The following is a 20,344-nucleotide window of genomic DNA, read 5'->3' as shown; positions in this document are numbered from 1 at the left end:
TATCATTTTTAATTTACTCGGATATTTCAGTAAGTGCTAGGTTGATTTAGTAAAAGATTCAAAGCCTCTCTCCTAAAAAAGAGAGAGGTCAAAATTGTACTTCACGCTTGTCGAGAACCGCTATAAAAACACTCAATTAACATTAGCCTCAGAAATAACCGTCACACAGGCATTTACTAAGGGTAACAACGGCCCGATTTGCTCTTGTCCATTCACGGCTAAATCGCTGTGACACAAATAAACTCTTTCGGATACACGAGAGAGCAAATCTGTCAAAATTCTTTGTAATCGTTGTTCTTCTGCCAATTTTTCATCTTCTGCTGTCCAAGGTTCGCCTAATCTATCTCGCAGGAAAAACGGCGCACCGAATAAAGTCGCCGCACCACCTTTCGCCCATAGAGGTGAACCAGCATCCAGCCAAAAATGCCACTGGTGCGATCGCCTACTAGATCGATATTGAAATATAGTTGCTAAGGTGACAGCCTTTCTCGCTCCACCAATGGGGCGCACAGGGTAAGCGTTGGCGGTAATTGTACCACGTCGCAGTAGTTGAATGAATTCAATAATAGTTGTATGAGGCGTTGTTTCCACTGGGGTAATTTGTCGTAACCTGGTGTCAATTTCCCAGTAGTGTTGGGCAGTTTCTAATAATTCCCGCAATGCTGCTAGTTGTTCGTAAGGGAGATTGCTCCCATTCCATAAAAAGCGCTGAATTGCTCTGTCTAAAAGGGAAATGGGACTGGGAATTAACCGCAATTCTTGTTGCGATCGCTGCTGTTCTAACCACTCTAATATCTCACTATAGGCTGTAGTAGCTGCATAGCCAATTCGATCCCAGCGCTCAAAGGCTGACACTGGTAGCAAGTTGGGGCGATCGGGATGGGGTACAAAGCAGTAATCTGCAATCAAACCAGCACGTACCGGATCGATATCAGTGCTGAGTGCTGAGGGAGGAGTGCTGAGGGAGGAGTTAGGAGTTAGGAGTGAGGAGTTTTCTGGTGGTTGTTTCCTGCTCAACACAACCAGCATTTCTGCGACGGCATCCCGATCTACCAGGCGGCCCAAGCCGGGATAAACTAGTGCCAGCATGGTGAGTAAGGCGCGAATCACGGGCGAACTAATTAGGGGACGTTGGTCATTGAGCGATTCTACTGGGATATTTTGCTTGACGAGGATTTCTACTAGAGTATAACGAGCGATCGCATCTAAACCTGGTGCAATAATTGCCACTTCTTCCGGTTGCACTTGCTGCGATTGAATGGCATCAGCAATTATCTCTGCTGTTTGCCGCAATAATTGGGCGCGGGAGGTGGTTTGAATTGAATGCACTGTTTTTGGTAAACTCAACATTACCATTGGGGAAGTGACTAATTCCACCATCTGTTTAGTCAGTTGCTCGCTCAGGGACTCTGGAGGCGGCCCGTTCAATATTTCTACCCGACAACGCTCTGCTAACCCTTCTAGGTAGTTGGGATCTGCTCCCAATCCCAATCGCACCGCACCATCAGGATTGTAGCTAAACGCGCCAACTGCACCTCGATCTAATAGCAACTCAAACAAAAGACGCGCTACGCTAGGATAGTCATCGACATCATCCGCCAGTACTGCCTGATAGCGTTTAGTTAGGTGCTGCTGGTAATGGCGATCGCTTAATAAGTGCTGACTATAAAGTTCCGTAATAATTCCATAAGTCAGTAAACCCCTCTCTAAACACCAATTACGCCAATCTAGCAGCAAAGATGCTAAAAATTCCGGCTCTAAAGTTGTGGTATTTTCCCCTAGACCCTTGGCTAAAATCTGGGCAATATCTTCGCAAGGTATACCACTGTAAGCTGCTAATTGTAATAAGTCCAAGATGCGACGCACCAAGCGAGATTCATTCACTCCCGCCATACGTAGAATTTCTTCGTCTAATTGCGGACGCCAAAGTTTGGTTGCTAACTCTTGTTCGGTTTCTGGTCGCAATCTTACCGGAAACTGTGCTTTCAGGTTCAACGAGTTAATCAGTAACGGCCAAAATAAAATGACTTCATCCTGAAAAAAACCTAGTGGCGTCTTGGCACGAACCGGATATTTACCTAATGTAGAAGTAACAATTATATCTCCTAATTCTCGGCGATTATCATCATTGGCAGCTAAGACTAAAACTCCCGGCTCTGTTTGTTTAAGATATAAAAATTCAGGTACATCACCAGTTTTTTTACGCCCTGTTTTTTTTGTATAAAATGATTCAGTATATTGTTTTTCTGATTTTACCCAATTACAAAATTGCTCTACTAAGCGAGCCGTCTTACCACTACGGCTAGTGCCAACAATCCAAACCGAATGAGAAACCACAAACTTTCTCCTTGTAGATTTGTTAGTATACCTCGTGCGTTAACTTAAGGTTAATAGTCATCAAACAATGCTGAATGATTGTCTGCAATGAAAAACTCTGTTTTTAGTCAAAAAATCTATTCTTTCTTGCTTGCTGCTTATCGATGGTACTTACAGACTCCTGAACGTTCTTTACATGAAGCCTACGATGCAGCATTAAAGATTCAGGAAATAGAAGATAAGCATTTCAATGGTAATAAAATAGACATTGACTCAGCCATGTACAGTAACAGTGTGATGGATTATTTTGAGTCAGACCTCAACAAGCTATTAAAAATTGCCAGGATGCGGCTGACGGAATTTAGAGGAAGCCGCTGGTTTTTAAATGAAGAGAATCAAAAAGCTGCCGAGAAAGCAGGTATAGAGTATCTCAATCCTTCTTTAGTTTTGGAAAAGCTCAACTTTATCGATCGAGTTATATCTAAATACACAACAAGTTCCGATAAAACAACTTCCCAAGCTTTAGTAGTACAACCTCCAAATCTACCAGTTAACTCTGTAATATCTGACGACAAATCGCTGCTCGTAAACACTCCAACATTACCACCCAAAATACCAAATCCAAACTTAAATAATAAGCCAAAAGTCAAGAGTAAAACCGATACAATGGGTGTTTTACCTCGCTCTATTTTAAGTACTATTAGTCGTCTGCAAGTTGAATTAGACCCAAATTCGGAACAAGAAGTAATTCAGAGTTTTCGTCAAACTCAAAAAAGAACAATAATATCTATCAGGTTTATTTTACTATTAATTATTGTACCACTTCTAACACACCAAATAGCAAAAGCTTTTGTAGTCGGGCCAATTATTGAGCGGTTTAGAAGCAATCAGGAAATGCAGATATTTCTCAATTCTGAAATGGAAGAGGAAGCCCTTTTAGAATTAGAAAGATTTGAAGAAAAACTCAAGTTTGAAAATCTTATTATCAAAGCACCTCCACTGTTACCTGAGCAGATGGAGACTGAAATGAAAAATAAGGCAAAAGAGCTTGCTGAAGAATTTCGTCACGAAAGCTCTGGTGCTATCAAAAATGTTTTTGCAGATATGTTTTCTGTGGTTGCTTTTATCTGGCTTTTGTTAGTCAGTAAGTCTTCTATTGCTGTACTCAAAGATTTCTTTGATAATATTGTCTATGGACTTAGCGATAGTGCGAAGGCATTTATCATTATTTTGTTTACTGATATCTTTGTCGGATTCCACTCTCCTCATGGCTGGGAAGTACTGCTAGAAGGTGTATCACGCCATTGGGGATTACCGGCAAATAGAGATTTTATCTTCTTATTTATCGCTACATTTCCGGTGATTTTAGATACCATTTTTAAGTATTGGATCTTCCGATATTTGAACCGGATATCGCCGTCTGCTGTTGCGACTTACCGTAATATGAATGAATAGAGATTGGGTGGAAAAAATTTTAGTAAAACAATTAACTTACGGGAGCATCCCATTTTGGAATATGTAGTGCGAACGAGACGCTCGCATATATAGATGGCAATCATGCCGGAGTTAGGATTAGGGACTTGCAACTAAAAAAATATCCCATCGCTCTGGCGTTGCAGGGGAGGAAGAATCTAACGATCATCTTCGCTCCCAAAATTGAATAATTTAATTTCTGGAAATCCCTTAAGGAGACGAAAATCTGAGAGGAGATGACCTGACTTTTCACGGTAAGCCCTCAAACCTCGAAAAAGCGTGGCTTTTTACGCAGGCTAATTTTCAATAGCTTTAAGTTAATGAGAAAAGCTAACAGAAAAATCAGGGCTTAGGAAATCTTTAAAATGAACTTTTCCATATGCCGTGAAAAGTCAGATATCTTCTTCTTTTGACGAAGGTATTGCGCTAAATAAACTAGTCCTTATTAAAGTTTAAGTAAATTTGCTGAAAAAATATTGACGTTGCGAGTATAAATAAATATATTACTGTAGAGAGTCTCGAATGTTAAATATTTATCGGAGAAATAAGATCGTGACAATCGTAAATGTACTAAAAAAGTTATCAATAGCTTCTCCTTTCATCCTGACAACAGCTTTAGTTTCTGCACCATCTGTATACGCATCTGAAGCGATACAGAGTTTGGCAGGTGGATCTAACTTCCCAGCTTTTAATGGTACAAATCAAACAATCGGTTGGTCATTTACTGCTAATGACAACCTCTCAGTTACTGCATTAGGTTTTTACGATCAAACTCCTGCGAATCCTCTATCACAATCCCACTTAGTTGGGTTGTGGACATCGGACGGGAATTTACTAGCTTCAACAACTGTCCAAACCACCAGTCCACTAACTGGAAGCTTTCGTTACCAGGATATTACATCAGTCAATCTTCTTGCTGGAATGTCATACGTTATTGGTGCAGCAATAACTAGTCCATTTAGTGATATTTATAGTGTTCCTGCATCTGTAAATACGGCTCCAGAAATTACTCTTACCGGTAGCGCCAGAAATGGTTCATCCCAAGGGTTTAGTTTTCCTTCAACTCTAACATCCGGTAACGGGAGGATTGGCCCAAATTTCAAATTTGACGTAGTTACCCAAGCTGTTCCCGAACCGACTTCTCTCATCGGTATCTTAGGCTTAGGTGCTTTTGGCATCACCTCTCTTCGCAAACGTAAGCAACTAGTACCGCAAGGCGGAATTCAAAATTCAAAATTCAAAATTCAAAATTAATACAGCGCAAGCATTTCATTGGTTTTGAATGGGTGGTTTATTTACTTACGCCGTACTGTACTAGTTACAGAATAAACGAACGGACAGTAAATAGGATTTTATGTGCTTCTTTACCTCTCCCTTGCGCGTGCGCTGGGGGAGGCGCTTCGCGCTTTTGGGTGTAAGTAGTTTGATGGAGTCTGGGCTTACTACCAAATTGAGACAATTTAGTTCAAATGTACTCACGCTTGAAAAAAGTGATGGGTTTTTTTAGTCTTTTTTTATAAAGTATATAAAAACATATTAGGTCTACTGTATTTTTAGCTTTTGATTTTTGAATTTGAGTAAAGTGGGATAATCTCAAAAATTTTAAATTTTGATGAAAAAGACACTTGCTGGGTTAGGAAAGCTAAACAAATTTATCGCCATCAGCCTACCGCTGCTTCTGTCGATTTTCTTAGTGCGTATGGAATCTTTGGCGTATCGGGAACTCAGTCCGCCAGAATGTCGCGTGAAAAAGTGGGATATACCAGTATCCTTTACACAAAAGCAAAAAGCACCATTAATCGAGAGACAACCAATTACTTGTTGTCAAAGTGATACCTCTTGTCTGGATGAAGTCATTTATGGCAAAATACCAGAGAAAAAGGCACTGATCGGTGCGATCGCTCGCAGTCTCCAATATCTGCAAACAGCTAATGCTGCGGCTGCTTATCAAAAGTATCCGGTGGCTGGGATTACGCGCTCGCGCGTCATCAAAAGCTTGCAAAGATTCCGCGAACTCCTATTAAAAACCAATTCTGCAACAGAATTACATCAAGCCATTGAGCGGGAATTTGTTCTTTACCAGTCAGTCGGTAAAGATAACCAAGGTTCCGTTTTATTCACCGCCTATTATGAGCCACTTTATGCAGCTAGTCGCGTCCCCACAGCAGAATATCGCTATCCTGTTTACCGCTTACCTCCTGATTTCAACTCTTGGACTAAGCCTCATCCGACACGTGAAGAATTGGAAGGAGCAGATGGTTTACAAGCTGCAAAAGGGAAATTGCGAGGACTAGAGTTGTTTTGGTTTCGCTCTCGCCTTGAGCCATATCTAGCTCAAATTGAAGGTTCGGCGAGGCTTCAACTTCCCGATGGCAGTCAGACAACAATCGGCTATGCTGGTCATACCGCTTATAATTACAAAAGTATTGGGCGAGAATTAGTGAATGATGGCAAATTACCGCTAGAAGGTATAACTCTGCCAATTATTCTCGATTATTTCCAAAAACATCCCCAAGAATTAAATATTTATATTCCGCGCGATCGCAGCTTTGTTTTTTTTCAAGAAAATCACGGTGAGCCAGCCCAAGGTTCGATCGACGTACCATTAACAGCAGAGCGTTCTATTGCTACAGATAAATCTCTTATGCCTCCTGGTGCTTTAGCGTTGATTCGCGCTTCTATTCCCTTCGTTAATCCTACCGGAAAAATGCAGGAGCGCATTATTAGCCGCTATGTTCTTGACCAAGATACCGGCGGTGCGATTAAAGGTGCAGGTAGAGTGGATTATTTTTTAGGTACTGGGAAAATCGCAGGCGATCGCGCTGGTGTTACAGTCAGCAATGGACAATTATTTTATCTCTTACTCAAATCCAAAAATTAAACAACTGCCATTTTAATACTAAAATTCCCGACTTTTTAGAGAAGTCAGGAATCTTAGCCTTTTGGTAAAAAAGAAGCACCCATTCCAAATCAATGGAACGCTTGCGATATAGTAATTACGAATTACGAATTACGCTACTAGGCTTCCAAATCCATGTCACCATCATCATCGTCATGATCGTAAGGGATATCGTCAAGGTCTATCATTTCGGAAATTTCTTCTACTTCAGTTAGATACTCAGATTCTTGATGTTCGCGTTCGATTAAACGACCAGTTGACTTCAGCCATTCCAAGAGAATAAATTCATTACTTGTACGAATTACAGGCGCTCGCTGGTTACGAGGTTCTTCACGCAAAGGACTTATAGGCATAAAAAAAACTCACTTTGAATTACAGGTTAGCGTACAAAAAGGTCAAAATTGTAAATTAAGGTTAAAAGTCTTGTCTGACAAGTCTTCTCTCAACAGACAAAATATGACCTATTGAAGTTTTGTCTCAAGTCCATTTAGCTACTTACTATTAAAATGTCCCGGTGTCAGTTTTAATAATAAATATTTCAGTGGATGCAATATATAATATTACAAAGCATTTGGTAGCTTGACGAGAGTTTCATACATATCAGAGGGTAATGCAGACAGTCTATTCGCTACAGCGACTGCATCAGCTAAGTTACTAAATTGACACCGGACTATTTCTTGTCCATTTCCCGAAGGGAATCGTTTCCTAGCTTTATTAGATACAGCACAAATAATCGCTAAAGCTTTGGCGAACCCGTCTTTTGTCAATATTCTTTCTTGAGCGAACCCTTCAACAGGGATAAGACAAACCTCAAACCGATAGCCAGGTCTGGGAGAAACAGCTATGTCGATATATGGTTTATCTTCTTTTCTGATTCGGCGTAAATATTTGGCTGTTGAATTAGGATCGTGCAAATTAGTCCCAAGGGCGTAAGTAAAAAAGCAATCTTCTGTGAGGGACTCAGGACGAGTAATTATATCCGTGGGCATAAGTTCCAGTAGTATCCGTATGTTGTCTGCGTGTGTGACACACTATACTTGTCCGTTCTTCTTAGCACATTTTTTACAGTTCGATGTATTAGTGTCAAGCGAGACATTGCAATACATTTCGACTAACTAAAATTTTAATTTTTGAAATACTTATGACATCAACACCTTCAGAATCAAAGGATGTAGAGATTTAGATTCGGAGAGGGGTCTATATAGTCAGTTACATGACCGAAAATATTTCTCAACAAATAAAATCATAACATAGTTGACGCCAAACTCGGCGATCGCATCACCTGACAGCATTGGCGAATGCCTAAAAGCGATCGCAAACTATCTGAATATTTAGTTATTGAGATCAAATCATCGCCTTAATAAATCCCCAAGATTATAAATATAATCCTGGGGTATAACTTTCATATCTTTGTCAAGATATGTAAAAATCTAAAGGATACAAGGGAGGATAATACCAAAAACAGTATTCACCCAATTATGGTTTGACGTAAGTATTCACAACATTTTGAGACAGAGTTTTAATGGCAGTGGGAAGAGGAGCATATCCCCGATTTTTAGCGATAGTGTCCCCGGCTGTTCCGAAAGCCCAACCGATCAATCCTTTAATACCAGCTGCTACTTTAGCATCTGCATATTTATCATAAAATAGCACGTAAGTTGCGGTAACAATGGGATAAGCATTTGCAGCTGTTGGATCGGTAACTACGAGTTTAATCCGTTGAGCATTTGCATCTTGGTCACTCGCACCGACAAAAGCATTTGAAATTGTAGTTGGTGAAATGGCATTGTAAGTACCTGCCTTGTTCTGCAAGACAGCAGCTTTCAGATTCTTAGCTAACTGCGTAGCACTATCCACATAACCAATTGCACCAGGAGTGGTAGCGATCGTGGTGGCTACACCTCCACCTCCTGTAGCACCTTTGGAACCAACTGGCCAAATAACTGTATCGGCTGGTATTGTTGAGGGTACAGAGCCAACAGTACTTTTTTTACCAACTCCTCTGTTCCATGCAGTAAATGCCGCTTTGAGATGACTGCTTAAAGCAAAAGTAGTACCGCTGTCGTCACTACGATATACTAAAACGATGGGCTTATTTGCTATTGTTACGCCACCGTTATCTGCTTTGATTTTGGCATCATTCCAATTTATGATGTTGCCTTGAAGAATACCAAGGTAAGTAGCTCGTGAAAGCTTAATTCCACCTGCTGGCACGTTTAGACCAGTGGGGTTATAAGCTAAGGCGATTCCAACGGTGATTGCAGGTACTTGGACGTATGCATTTGCGGGCGTGCCAGCGTTATTGGGACTGCCACTAACTTTTTCTGTTCCTAATACAGGGTCGTCACTAGCTGCAAAAGAGACAGGGCGATTGATAGTAGGACTACCAGCGGGTACGGTTTGAGTGAAAAAAGCTGTTAAGCCCTTACCACTACCAACCGAAGCATATCTGAATGTGACAGCTGCATTTACTGGACCGGGAGGATTGAGGCTTGAAGGATTTCCAACACCGTAAGTGTTAAACCATGAGCCTTTCGGATCAAAAGGAGAGGTAGTTCCTGTACCTATAAATAAAGTAGTTATACTGCTTGCACCTGCACCATTTATGGAAGTTACTCCAGTTGGCGCAGGAGTGGTAGAGGTCTGAGCTAGAGATTGATGAGTAGCAGATTGACCTACTACTAAACCAGTTGCTATGGCAAGTACAGAAATTGAACTTGCTAAATAGGTCAATTGACGATTAGGATAAAAAGTCATGTCAAGCTCCTTCAAATTAATTTCCAGTTCAACGCCTATCAGATCAAAATCAAGTGTCAAGTTGACGATTGTAAATAACCTTTTATATGCATAAATAATTAGCATCAACAAGGCTATTAACAAATTAGAAATTGACACCAAATCATGAAAAATATAGAGCAAAATTAAAGCAACTTTTTCAAGGATTAGAGGGCATTAAGCTACTGCCAATCCACCTTAAAACATGATTTTTTGCTAGTTAAAAACTCCATATTCATAAAGTAAGTTTGTATTAATCTTCAGTGGTTTTAATACAAGAAAGTAATTATTAGTACTAGCAATCATGCTTCAATTACCATTTTCACTCTCTTATTTACTTTTAAAAACCATGTTTAATTTTACCCACTTACTTATTTAGGATGGCAATTTCATTTGAATTATGGAAATCACTTTTTTCGATGTAAATGTACAGCAGTTTATGACAAACTACCGCTAAGTGCGAAGTAAAGAAATTTAGAATTCCACGATTCTTGTATAACTGCTACAGGTAATAGCTGTTAAATTTTGCCAACGGAATCAACAGTATAGTGTGAAGGTAAAGCTTAAGTCATGATTACATTATGAAATGATTAAAAAGCTTAAATATATTTTGGGAATTTAAAGGTGTTTTAAAAGTGATTTTTATAGCATTTTTAATTACTTTATTCAGAGGAAAATAAAACTTTTCACTTATGTGTAATATGTGGTTTTGCTTATTAAGATTTTTTAGAGGTTTTAATCAGTATTTAATAGAGCTTACTAATTGCTTGACAAAAAAAACACTGTATGATTTTTTTGATTCGAGTTTTGTGACTAGATTCTGTCAAAATCGTGGATTTTTCACTGTTTTTTGTGTTTTTCACGACATCAAAAACATAAATAATGATCTATGCTACCGAACGAAATCATTAATTGTGCCATTCACATTATTGACTCAGTGCTAGTACGGTTTTTGTGATGTAGGTAAAACAGTCTTTCTGAGTCCTTTTCAAAAAGAACTATACCAACATTTAAGGCATTTTCTCGTTAATGCCTAACCTGATAAATTATACCAATTTTAGATAAAAATGCGCTCAATACGTAGATTGAGTCATAGCAATATCTCGTAGATTACGGGGTAAAACTCAACATATATCAAGATGTTGGGGCTTTGGGTTTCGTCCTTTAAACGCAGAAAAGCTGGGAAACCCTTCGACAGCACTGGCTTCCTAACCTACTTTGTAGCAATCATTTTTCAAATTGGTATTAGTCATGAGTAGCAGCGATGCCGAAGGCGGGCTACGCCTACGCAAAATCCGTTACAACTAGCTACGATTCCGTCTCCACGAAACTTTTTTGAGGTATTCAATGAACAAGATTAATCTGTACAAACAACGCCAGGCTAAAAATCAGGTATTGATTTTTACTTCTTTGACTGTTTTGGCTTCTTCATTAGTACTACCGTTCCAACAAGCCTTTGCTGCAACATTGACGACTGTTGTAAATTTCAACGGCACCAACGGAGCTACACCAAGAGCTGGTGTACTTAAAGGCAACGGTACTGATAACAATCTTTATGGAACTACTTCTGCTGGTGGCACTTCTGGCAAAGGAACTGCATTCAAGTTAACTCCTACTGCTTACACTACTCTAACCACACTAATCAACTTCACCGGAACCTCTGGAAGCAACAAAGGGACTAATCCAGTTGCGAGATTATTCCAAGCAGCCGATGGCAATTTATATGGGGCAACCTTTACAGGTGGTACAAGTGACCTCGGCAGTGTGTTTAAGTTGGCGAAAACAGCTTTTACAACCCTGACAACTCTTACAAATTTCACAGGCGCTAATGGAGCTAACCCAGCAGGCCGACTGATTACAGGTACTGATGGCAATTTGTGGGGGACAAGCTCTACAGGTGGGGCTAATAATAAAGGAAGTATATTCAAGGTTTCGCCCACTACCGGGGCACTCACCACCATCAGAAGCTTCAGCGGTACTGATGGAGCAACTCCATTAGCAAGATTACAACTGGCTACCGATGGAAACTACTATGGCAGCGCCTCTGCCGGTGGAGCAAGTGCTAAAGGAGTTGTATTCAAGTTAACTCCCGCAGGAATACTTACTTCATATAGCTTTAATGGCGCCAATGGAGCAAATCCGCAGTCTGGATTAATTGAAGTTAGTGGATTCCTCTATGGCACCGCTAAACTGGGTGGAGCCAACAATAAAGGAGCTGTATTCAAGGTTCCCATCGGTGGCGGTACACCCGTTTTAGTTGCCAGTTTTAATGGTACCAATGGGGCCAACCCAACGGCTGCACTCATCAAAGCAAGCAATGGTAACTTCTATGGCACAGCTTCTGCTGGTGGGGCAAGTGACAAAGGAGTTATCTATCAGCTGACTGGAGCAACCATCACTGGTTTAATTAGTTTCAATGGCACTAATGGGGCAACGCCAGAGTCCACGCTAATTCAACTCTCGAATGGTGCCTTTTACGGTACTGCCTCTTTTGGCGGTAGTTCTAATCTAGGAACTGTGTTTAAGTTTGTAATTTAGTCTGAAATCTAATCAGTGTGTAGAAAAATGGTAAAACGTAAATTTGAACATCTACCATTTTTCTACAATCGATCTAAACTTTTCAAGACAGGTTATTTGAATTTCAGTGACTCAATACTGTTTCATATCATGTTCGCTCTAAAGAACCCTAAAGAGCCAAAGCTACGCTTGGTCTCCTCTAAGAGCAAGCCTATGGTCTACATACAAGTCAATACGGTTCGGTTAAAGGCGAAAGGGAAAAGGTTTTCAATATATCCTTTACCCCTTACCCCTTAACCTTTTCCCAGACTACGAGGAAAGTAAAGAGTGCTTATCTAAACCACATTTACATACAAGTCTGAAATATTTATAGCAGTTCGCTCAGATACCTGTAAGGTAGAAAAAGTCAAGGCTTTGAAGTTGGTCGATCGAGGCTATCTGTATGAGAAGATTGAGACAATTCTCAAAGTCGAGAGGACTCTACCGATTCAATCTCGATATTTGCAATCCAGCTTCTTAAATCAGAGAATCAAAGAAATTTGTTTTTAGATAAATCTTAATATCATGTTAACTTAACTTTAGAATACTGATGTAGAATGTAGAACTTTACTACAGGTTTATAATTTAATTAATAATGAATGATGTTAAAGCATGTTGAATTAGATTAGTTGTAAAATTCGATACAAGGATTAGTTATAGTACACATAGGAAATTAGCAAATGTTTAGACAAAGTTCTCACGAGAGAAACTTTTTCAAAGCTTTAACTGGTAGTGCGGCGAAAGAATCTCACAAGTTAAGACGGGCATTTAAATCCTGTCTGACTATTCTGCTTGAATCTGTACCTTTTTTGATTGCTTGTGCTGTATTGGTTAGCGTTATCAGCCTCAAAAGTCCTATTCTGGTCTTTTGTTTACTTGTTGGTAGTTTAATTGCAGTCATCATCCAGCAAATTGGTCAGCAAGTAAATTTACCAAGGCGATCGCTAATATTATTACAAATTTTAGCAGCAGCGATCGTTCTGAGTTTATATTGGTTAGACTGGTTCGCAGCCCCTGCACAAGCTCAATTTTTTGGGAAAGCTGAAGACTTTTTCAAAAACAGCTTCCGTGGTTCAGCAACCACAGGTGGTGATAGCAACACAGCAATAAGTTTGATATTTAATGTTTTGCGGGCGATTTACTTACTCTATATTGCAATCTCCCTAGTTGGTGTGATTAACGCAGTGCGTAAAGATGAAGATTGGCAAAGCATCGCCAGAACTCCCCTATTAGTGGTTGTTGCTGTTACCGTTGCTGATGTACTTACAGGCTTTGTAATTGGCCCTAGCCCTAATAAATAATTTAGATATTTCAAATGTCTCAAGAGCGGGAACAAGAATTTCGTCCAGTCAATCAAGTTCTGGGAAGCCAACCTTCACTAGGGCCAATTCCTGCCGATCAAATTCTTCCTTGGACGGTAATTGCCTTAGCCTCCTATTTTATTATCAATGGAATTTTTGGGGGGATTTTCCAAGAAGAATTTCAAAAATGGTTGTGGACAGTACTAATGACTGGTTGGGGAATCGGAACTTGGTGGATTTTAACTGGTGGTAGGAGTTGGAGTTTTTTAAGTAAATTTATTGGCGTTCCCGCTTGGACAAGAGGCTTTGCTCGTTATCAAAGCTTATTGGAAGTTAACCATGAAGCAAAAAATCGGAAAACAAAGCGTCGGCATCGCCGGAAATGAAAGTAGATTAACGCCATTTGAAGACGCCTTGCACTTGGCAACAATGCTGCGCGTTGCAATGAATGGACGTGATATTGGCGCTTACCTGTTGACAAAAGGTACTCAAAAAGATCGGTTCTGCTTTGTTTTTGGTTTTGATTGTAAGGGAATTCATACTACCTTAAGACCTGAACAGATTGATACACTTTTTAATAACATTGAAGCCGGATTAAAAGACATTCCTAGTGGTGAAAGAATGACGCTACACTTGGGTTCTTTTAGTTCAGATAAAGAGCGCCAAAAAGAGTTAGCAACATTAATCAAAAATGCATCATCGCGAGACATCAAATATTTGTTGATGGCAGAGAGAGCCAGAATTAAAGAACTGACTATTTCTGGGATTCGGAAACCTAAATTTTTGCGGATTTATGTAACTTACACGATTGAATCTAACTCGCAACATGCAGATGATTGGATAGAAAAGCTTTTAGTCAAAGCTGAATCCTGGTGGTTGAAATTTAAAGGCGATCTTTTAGAAGTAGAAAACCAACGTATCGAAACCCTGATTACAAATGCTTACAATCAGGGCTTTCTCCGCTGGGAACAAATCTTATCTAACAAAATGGGATTGGATGTCAAACCTTTAACTGCTGATGAACTCTGGGGGGAAATCTGGAAAAGGTTTAATGATACGCAGCCAATAGCTATTCCCCAGTTAATGACTTTAGATGAAGAAGGATTACACGAACAAGTTAATTCAGATTTAGCTAGTACTAAATTACTTCTAGACAATATCCACGGCACAACTTTGCTGATGGAATCTAGCGTACCTTGTGCCGATCGCCGCTGGGTTAATGTTAATAATCGTTATATTGGCGCACTGTCATTTCTGGAAAAACCCGGTGGTTGGGTTAATAAATCATCTCAACTGCGGTATTTATGGGAACTTTTAGCCAGAGAAACAGTAGTAGATACAGAAATTTTTTGCGAGTTGACTGCTGCAAATCCAGCATTGGTAAAAACTACTCTGCAACGAGTGCTGAAGCAGTCAAACATGACAACCATCATGGCTCAAGAAAAAAGTAAAACTATTGATGTCAACGCTCAATTAAAGTTGAAGAAGTCGGTAGCAGCGCAAGAGCAGCTATTTGAAGGTGCAGTCCCGATTTATACGAGTGTCGCTATTTTAGTACATCGTCCAACCTTAGAAAAATTAGATGAGGCAACAAGATATATTGAAAACTGTTTTCAACGTCCAGCCAGAGTAATTAGGGAAACTGAATATGCCTGGAAAATTTGGCTGCAAACTCTACCAATAGTTTGGGAGGGTTTATTAGCAACACCCTTCAACCGTCGCCAGCTATATTTAACCAGTGAAGTTCCGGGATTAATGCCTCTAGTTTTAACCAAAAAAGGTGATAAACAAGGCTTTGAGTTGATTGCTGAAGAAGGCGGAACTCCCATACATTTAGATTTATTTAATCAGCACAAAAATTTAGCTTTGTTTGCGACAACTCGTGCGGGTAAATCGGTGTTGGTGTCAGGGATTTTAACTCAGGCTTTAGCGCATGGGATTCCGGTTGTGGCGTTAGATTTCCCAAAACCTGATGGGACATCTACTTTCACTGACTACACAGAGTTTATGGAGGGGAATGGAGCCTATTTTGATATTTCCAAACAATCGAATAACTTATTTGAACAGCCAGATTTACGATCGCTAGAAGCAGAACAACAGCGCGATCGCTTTAACGATTATACCGCCTTCCTCGAATCAGCGTTAATGACAATGGTTTTAGGATCGTCCACTGAAAGTCAAATTTTATCGCAAACCGTGCGATCGCTGCTCAACTTGGCTCTAGAAGCCTTCTTTAGAGATGAGGGCATCAAAGAGCGATATCGACAGGCGATGGAGGGAGGATTTGGCACTCTTGCTTGGCAGAAAACCCCCACTTTAAAAGATTTTCTCTTCTTTTGCTCGCCAGAACACTTGCAGCTAAGTTCTTTAACTGGCAGAGTTGAAGACGCTCTGAGTCAAATTCAGTTGCGCTTACGTTTTTGGCTTTCTAGCCGCGTGGGACAAGCCATTTCTGCACCATCCAGCTTTCCTACCGATGCACAACTTTTAGTTTTTGCTCTCAGAAACTTATCAGATAGTGAAGATGCAGCCGTACTCTCTTTGAGTGCTTATTCAGCCGCACTCCGACGCGCATTAAGTAGTCCAGCTTCCATATTCTTTATCGACGAAGCACCAATTTTGTTTGAGTTCGAGCAAATTTCTGACTTAGTTGGTAGAATTTGTGCGAACGGTGCTAAAGCTGGGATCAGAGTCATTTTATCAGGACAAGATCCTGACACCATTGCTAAATCTAAAGCTGCATCGAAAATATTGCAAAACCTGACAACACGGTTGATTGGACGCATTCAGCCAGTTGCAGTAGATAGTTTTGCAGACATCTTGAAATATCCCCGCCAAGTTATTTCTCGTAATGCCTCAGAAAGCTTTTTTCCCCGGAAAGAAGGCGTTTATAGCCAATGGTTATTAGATGATAACGGTATTTATACATTCTGCCGTTACTATCCAGGTTACGAACAATTGGCAGCAGTTGCTAATAACCCTTATGAACAAACTGCACGTAGCCAAATGATGCAACTTCACAGTGATAAATATGAAGCAATTTCTGCCTTTGCACGTCAGTTAGTGGCGACTCTGCGTAGTAGTTAATTGGGTTCTTAAGGCAGTTAACAGTGAATTAAATAAACCATGTTGGATTTTAGATTTCCCATAGCGTAGCATTAACAACTTCCGAGCGTGTTTTAGATTTACAGGGCATTGCAACGGGAGTTGAACCGAAAAACTAATTCTATTATCCAAAATCTAATATCCAAAATCTAAAATTAGCACGGTTCAAAAGCTAAATTTTCACCTCACTATATAATGTAGTTTACCTTTCTCAGGCACAGATATATGCGAAAAACTACCATTTTTACTTTTACCTTGCTATCCCTGGCAATATTACCAGCAGTAGCACAAGTTCAGACGGGTGGATTAGGTCAGGTTTGGAGTGACTTTCAATCATATTCCCAAGATATGCAAGATTACTTTCAATATAATTTGAAGTATACCTTAAACCCTTTAGAACAAGGCCAGGGTCAAATTGCTATTGAGAATGCCAAGGGAGATTTGAAGATACCTAACCCCGTTGCTGCGGGACAAAAAATTCGTGATGATTCAATTAACTACTCTTATAATTCAGATGCTAAATCAAGTCGCTTTGAGAATAATGCAGCAGTGCGGGGAAATTTAGTTAGTAATGAAATTAATCGTATAATTACCCGTGGAGTAGCGGTAGGTGTACTGGGAAAAAATGGACAAATACGGACAAAAACGAAGTTAGAAAATACTGAGAAATCTCTGGAAGATATTGAGGGATTTTCTCAGGAAATACAGGATAGTAATAATACATTTATCAATCAAATTAAATCTGGTATTAGTAGTGCAGGTAAAGCAGCCACTCCAGAAGCAAATGCTATTTCTGGATTGGCAGAATTGCTAGGTGTTAGTCAAGTGCAAATGATGAAAATTCAACAGGAACAAATAAAAATTGTCGCTGAAACATTTGGTCAGACATTACAAAATAATCAGGCTTTGCAATACTCTAACTTAAATTTAGCAAACATTTCTCAGCAGGCGGAAGAGGCAAATCGCGCTCGGAGAGTAGAAACATCTACAGAAGCAGCGCGACTTTTACGAGCGACTTCTCAACTAGATTTGTTTGGCAGACAAGTTAATAATTTGGATTTGAAGAGAAAAAAACTCTAATCTTTTAGACCATTTTTAAAATACTTTAAATTTTGATAAACCAATAGTAAATCTAAAAAACAGTTTAGGGGGGTGGGTTATTTTCCTAACACACCTGGCAAAATCTTAGAAAATAGCCCATCAATTCAAAATGCAAATTTCTATTAAACTAACTTTTGCCCAAGTAGGCATCGATCAGATTCTCGATACTGGTGCCGCAACTTCCCAAAGTATTGCCGAAGGTTGGGACAAACAATGGCTGGATTTATTACAAAATAACACCAGTAATAACTTATATGGAGCGCTGACAAATCTGGGTATTTTTTTTGCTGTAGGAACCTTGTTATTTTTTATGATACAATTCCTCAAAGACTTAATATCCTACGAATACACCCGTCCCATATCAGCTTTAATTTGGCCTTTTATTGTGGTAGTACTTTTAAGTAATTCAGGCAATGGAAGTATACTATCTAATCTGACGCTGGGAGTGCGGAATTTTTTAAACACCGTGAATCAGCAAGTAGTGGTATCAGCAGATGCAGATAAAATATATCAGCAAGCACTGAATATGAGTGTTGCTGAAGAAGTAGCTGGTTCTTTACTACGTCCTTGTCAATCACTAACTGGCGAACAACAAAGTCAATGTTTTGTGAAAGCTGCTGAAAAAGTTAACGTTCTCTGGCAGAAATATAGAGATATTTATGGAAATAAAAGCTGGATCAATAGACTACAAACAAAGGTAGATAATATCAGATATGGCACTGGCATTGTATCAGAAACCTCATTTAATTCTCTGTTAGGTTCTACAGTCCAAACGAGCATCAAAAACTTTTTAGTTTCCTTACAATATGCCTTTCAGAATTTGATAGAAGCTACCATGTTGTTAATAGCAGCTTTAGGGCCAATAGCAGTAGGTGGATCTTTGCTACCTGTAGCTGGTAAACCAATTTTTGCATGGCTGACTGGATTTCTATCTATTGGAATCGCCAAAATTTCATTCAATATTATTGCTGTGCTGACTGCCGCAGTGATTGTCAATGGCCCAGGTCAAAATGCTAATGTCGATCCAGATTTAATGTGGTTCATAATTTTTCTGGGGATTTTAGCACCAATTTTATCTTTAGTTGTGGCTGCTGCTGGTGGTTTTGCAGTCTTCAGCGCCATCAACAGTACGGCTTCTTTAGTAAAGGAGAGGATATAGGAAATATAAAATTTTTGCAAGTGTTGTAAATAGTAAGTATATGCAAAACATCATATATAATAGCTGAAGTTTTTTTGCAGGAGGAGGTGAAGAAATGGTGCGTTTACTAGAAAAAAGACAACGAACGGGAAGTGTTTTGACCTTTTTTGCGATCGCAACCTTCAGTTTACATATATTAGTTTTATTTTTATTCTTATTACAAGGGCTAAATATTCGCCAACTCAGCTTGAGAAAACCTCCTAACTTTGTGCAATTAATCAATGGTAAACCAGTAGATAATATTGATGATTTAGCAAGAGAACCAGAAGCAATTCGCCAATTTATCAGCAAAACGATGATCTCAATGTTTAGCTGGTCTGGAACCTTACCACCACAAAATATTGAAGAAGTCGCAAACCCCAAACCAGATTTAGGAATACTGATTAACACACCGCAAGGTGGTAGCCAAAAAATTACTACCAGTAGTTGGGTAGCTAGTTTTGCTTTATCAGAAGACTTTCGTAAAGGTTTTTTAAGCACAGTTGCAGAAATGACACCGCCAGAAGTTTTCTCGGAAAATCCCAACCAAGCGATGACATCACAACTAGTAATTAAAAGAGTTTATCCGCCAAAACAAATTGCACCAGGGAAGTGGCAAGTGGGTATGGTAGCCGACTTAGTTCAAAAAAATCGAGTTGGTGGTGCAAAACTTATAACTCCTTTTAATAAAGATTTCCTTGTACGTGCATCAGATTATTTCGCTAATCCCCAAGCCGACAATAGCACCGACTTGCAAAAAGCAATTTATAGTGTCCGCACTGATAGATTAGAAATTTATGAAATTCGTAACTTATGTTTGCTAGATGACTACAACCTAAACGCAGATAAATCAAAACAATGCGGAACTGGACAAACATCTGATAGTTTTGTCAGATAATCAATTTTTTATGTGAAGATAGTTCAATTTATGCGATCCATTATTAATGCAATTACTCAAACCAGAAAATAATAAAAAAAATAGCCCTTTACCCCTGTTGGCAGTAGGAACATTTGGTTTACATCTATTTACCTTGCTGTTACTAATATTTCACGGGTCTATGTTGCAACAGTTAGGTCGACAACTCACTCCTCAAAGTTTAGTGCAACTTGTTGATGGTCATGCTATAACGGTAGACCCCCAACCCAATTTAGAGCGGCAACCAGAGACGATTCGGCGCTTTGTGGGTGAAACTATGAGTTTAATGCTTACTTGGTCACAACAACAGCCACCAACACAAGTCTGGGAAATTACTTCCCAATTGGTAGCTGATGATTTTAAAGAAAAACTTAAGTCAGAAATTACTAATTTAAATCCAGATAGCCAATTTGAAAATGTTAATAGAGGAGCGGAGAATGTCTTAGTAATCCAAAAAGTTTCTCAACCGAGAGAAATAAGTAATGGAAAGTGGAAAGTAGAGATACTTGCTAATCAATTAATTTTTAACAGTTATGATAAATTAGGTAAATCAGTTTCCTTTAATAAACAAATTTTCGTAAGAGCAATAGATCGACCTGTAACTTCACTACCAAATGCAGCACTACCATCGCAGTTTGCAGCTTACCGCCTTGGAGAAGCCAGATTAGAAATTTATAATATATGTGAAATTAAAGATAATAATTGTTCTGGAAATCCAAACTAGG

Annotated in this window: 14 protein-coding genes and 1 pseudogene; 11 read left to right on the top strand and 4 right to left on the bottom strand. The window is 39.4% G+C overall.

Annotated features, from left to right (window positions below; genetic code table 11):
• Nucleotides 1-132 precede the first annotated feature (132 nt).
• Entirely contained in the window at nt 133-2,337 is a 2,205-nt protein-coding gene (locus tag V7K45_RS26655; protein WP_335007999.1) for a recombinase family protein, read from the bottom strand.
• A gap of 78 nt (nt 2,338-2,415) precedes the next feature.
• Here V7K45_RS26655 and V7K45_RS26650 point away from each other — a divergent pair, with 78 nt between their 5' ends.
• The 3 genes and pseudogenes from V7K45_RS26650 (at nt 2,416) to mltA (ending at nt 6,670) form a co-directional block, all read left to right on the top strand.
• Nucleotides 2,416-3,771 carry a proton extrusion protein PcxA gene (locus V7K45_RS26650; RefSeq protein ID WP_335007997.1) on the top strand — a complete coding sequence of 452 codons (1,356 nt, stop codon included), beginning with the start codon at nt 2,416-2,418 and terminating at the stop codon, nt 3,769-3,771.
• A 723-nt stretch (nt 3,772-4,494) separates the two neighbouring features.
• Nucleotides 4,495-5,043 (top strand): annotated as a pseudogene (locus V7K45_RS26645) (DUF4082 domain-containing protein); the annotation flags it as partial.
• A gap of 358 nt (nt 5,044-5,401) precedes the next feature.
• Complete coding sequence (gene mltA / locus V7K45_RS26640; RefSeq protein ID WP_335007993.1) at nt 5,402-6,670, top strand: murein transglycosylase A; 1,269 nt, start codon at nt 5,402-5,404, stop codon at nt 6,668-6,670.
• Nucleotides 6,671-6,807: 137 nt separating this feature from the next.
• On the opposite strand, the gene V7K45_RS26635 is transcribed toward mltA, so the two are convergent.
• The 3 genes from V7K45_RS26635 to V7K45_RS26625 all read right to left on the bottom strand — a co-directional run bounded on the left by V7K45_RS26635 (nt 6,808) and on the right by V7K45_RS26625 (nt 9,445).
• Complete coding sequence (locus V7K45_RS26635) at nt 6,808-7,041, bottom strand: DUF3134 domain-containing protein (RefSeq protein WP_289797739.1); 234 nt, start codon at nt 7,039-7,041, stop codon at nt 6,808-6,810.
• A 207-nt stretch (nt 7,042-7,248) separates the two neighbouring features.
• Nucleotides 7,249-7,677 carry a hypothetical protein gene (locus tag V7K45_RS26630; RefSeq protein ID WP_292779861.1) on the bottom strand — a complete coding sequence of 143 codons (429 nt, stop codon included), beginning with the start codon at nt 7,675-7,677 and terminating at the stop codon, nt 7,249-7,251.
• A gap of 487 nt (nt 7,678-8,164) precedes the next feature.
• On the bottom strand, nt 8,165-9,445 hold the full coding sequence (locus tag V7K45_RS26625; protein WP_335007990.1) for a substrate-binding domain-containing protein: 1,281 nt from the start codon (nt 9,443-9,445) through the stop codon (nt 8,165-8,167).
• 1,365 nt (nt 9,446-10,810) lie between these two features.
• Between V7K45_RS26625 and V7K45_RS26620 the strand changes: the two genes are divergently transcribed.
• The 8 genes from V7K45_RS26620 (at nt 10,811) to V7K45_RS26585 (ending at nt 20,343) form a co-directional block, all read left to right on the top strand.
• Complete coding sequence (locus tag V7K45_RS26620; RefSeq protein WP_335007988.1) at nt 10,811-12,001, top strand: choice-of-anchor tandem repeat GloVer-containing protein; 1,191 nt, start codon at nt 10,811-10,813, stop codon at nt 11,999-12,001.
• Between the two features lie 698 nt (nt 12,002-12,699).
• Complete coding sequence (locus V7K45_RS26615; RefSeq protein WP_335007987.1) at nt 12,700-13,320, top strand: hypothetical protein; 621 nt, start codon at nt 12,700-12,702, stop codon at nt 13,318-13,320.
• 14 nt (nt 13,321-13,334) lie between these two features.
• Nucleotides 13,335-13,706: a hypothetical protein gene (locus V7K45_RS26610; RefSeq protein ID WP_265276060.1), complete on the top strand. Its 372-nt coding sequence runs from the start codon at nt 13,335-13,337 to the stop codon at nt 13,704-13,706.
• On the top strand, nt 13,660-16,407 hold the full coding sequence (locus tag V7K45_RS26605) for a hypothetical protein (protein ID WP_335007984.1): 2,748 nt from the start codon (nt 13,660-13,662) through the stop codon (nt 16,405-16,407). The genes V7K45_RS26610 and V7K45_RS26605 overlap by 47 nt, the downstream gene beginning before the upstream one ends.
• Before the next feature lie 243 nt (nt 16,408-16,650).
• Entirely contained in the window at nt 16,651-17,505 is an 855-nt protein-coding gene (locus V7K45_RS26600; protein WP_335007982.1) for a hypothetical protein, read from the top strand.
• 130 nt (nt 17,506-17,635) lie between these two features.
• Nucleotides 17,636-18,685: a hypothetical protein gene (locus tag V7K45_RS26595; RefSeq protein ID WP_335007980.1), complete on the top strand. Its 1,050-nt coding sequence runs from the start codon at nt 17,636-17,638 to the stop codon at nt 18,683-18,685.
• A gap of 94 nt (nt 18,686-18,779) precedes the next feature.
• On the top strand, nt 18,780-19,601 hold the full coding sequence (locus tag V7K45_RS26590; RefSeq protein ID WP_335007978.1) for a hypothetical protein: 822 nt from the start codon (nt 18,780-18,782) through the stop codon (nt 19,599-19,601).
• Between the two features lie 46 nt (nt 19,602-19,647).
• Nucleotides 19,648-20,343: a hypothetical protein gene (locus V7K45_RS26585; RefSeq protein WP_335007976.1), complete on the top strand. Its 696-nt coding sequence runs from the start codon at nt 19,648-19,650 to the stop codon at nt 20,341-20,343.
• Nucleotide 20,344: the final 1 nt, after the last annotated feature.

Origin of the sequence: Nostoc sp., assembly GCF_036917375.1 — a bacterium.
Taxonomy (GTDB): Bacteria; Cyanobacteriota; Cyanobacteriia; order Cyanobacteriales; family Nostocaceae; genus Nostoc.
The sequence above is the reverse complement of the archived record's forward strand: the minus strand, read 5'-3'. Positions and strand labels throughout refer to the sequence as shown.

Bases quoted from the DNA above. Each gene is read 5' to 3' on its own strand.
- V7K45_RS26605 (WP_335007984.1), top strand. From the start codon at position 13,660: ATGAAGCAAAAAATCGGAAAACAAAGCGTCGGCATCGCCGGAAATGAA.
- V7K45_RS26600 (WP_335007982.1), top strand. From the start codon at position 16,651: ATGCGAAAAACTACCATTTTTACTTTTACCTTGCTATCCCTGGCAATA.
- V7K45_RS26595 (WP_335007980.1), top strand. From the start codon at position 17,636: ATGCAAATTTCTATTAAACTAACTTTTGCCCAAGTAGGCATCGATCAG.
- V7K45_RS26625 (WP_335007990.1), bottom strand. From the start codon at position 9,445: ATGACTTTTTATCCTAATCGTCAATTGACCTATTTAGCAAGTTCAATT.
- V7K45_RS26620 (WP_335007988.1), top strand. From the start codon at position 10,811: ATGAACAAGATTAATCTGTACAAACAACGCCAGGCTAAAAATCAGGTA.
- mltA (WP_335007993.1), top strand. From the start codon at position 5,402: ATGAAAAAGACACTTGCTGGGTTAGGAAAGCTAAACAAATTTATCGCC.
- V7K45_RS26630 (WP_292779861.1), bottom strand. From the start codon at position 7,677: ATGCCCACGGATATAATTACTCGTCCTGAGTCCCTCACAGAAGATTGC.
- V7K45_RS26585 (WP_335007976.1), top strand. From the start codon at position 19,648: ATGCAATTACTCAAACCAGAAAATAATAAAAAAAATAGCCCTTTACCC.
- V7K45_RS26610 (WP_265276060.1), top strand. From the start codon at position 13,335: ATGTCTCAAGAGCGGGAACAAGAATTTCGTCCAGTCAATCAAGTTCTG.
- V7K45_RS26615 (WP_335007987.1), top strand. From the start codon at position 12,700: ATGTTTAGACAAAGTTCTCACGAGAGAAACTTTTTCAAAGCTTTAACT.
- V7K45_RS26635 (WP_289797739.1), bottom strand. From the start codon at position 7,041: ATGCCTATAAGTCCTTTGCGTGAAGAACCTCGTAACCAGCGAGCGCCT.
- V7K45_RS26590 (WP_335007978.1), top strand. From the start codon at position 18,780: ATGGTGCGTTTACTAGAAAAAAGACAACGAACGGGAAGTGTTTTGACC.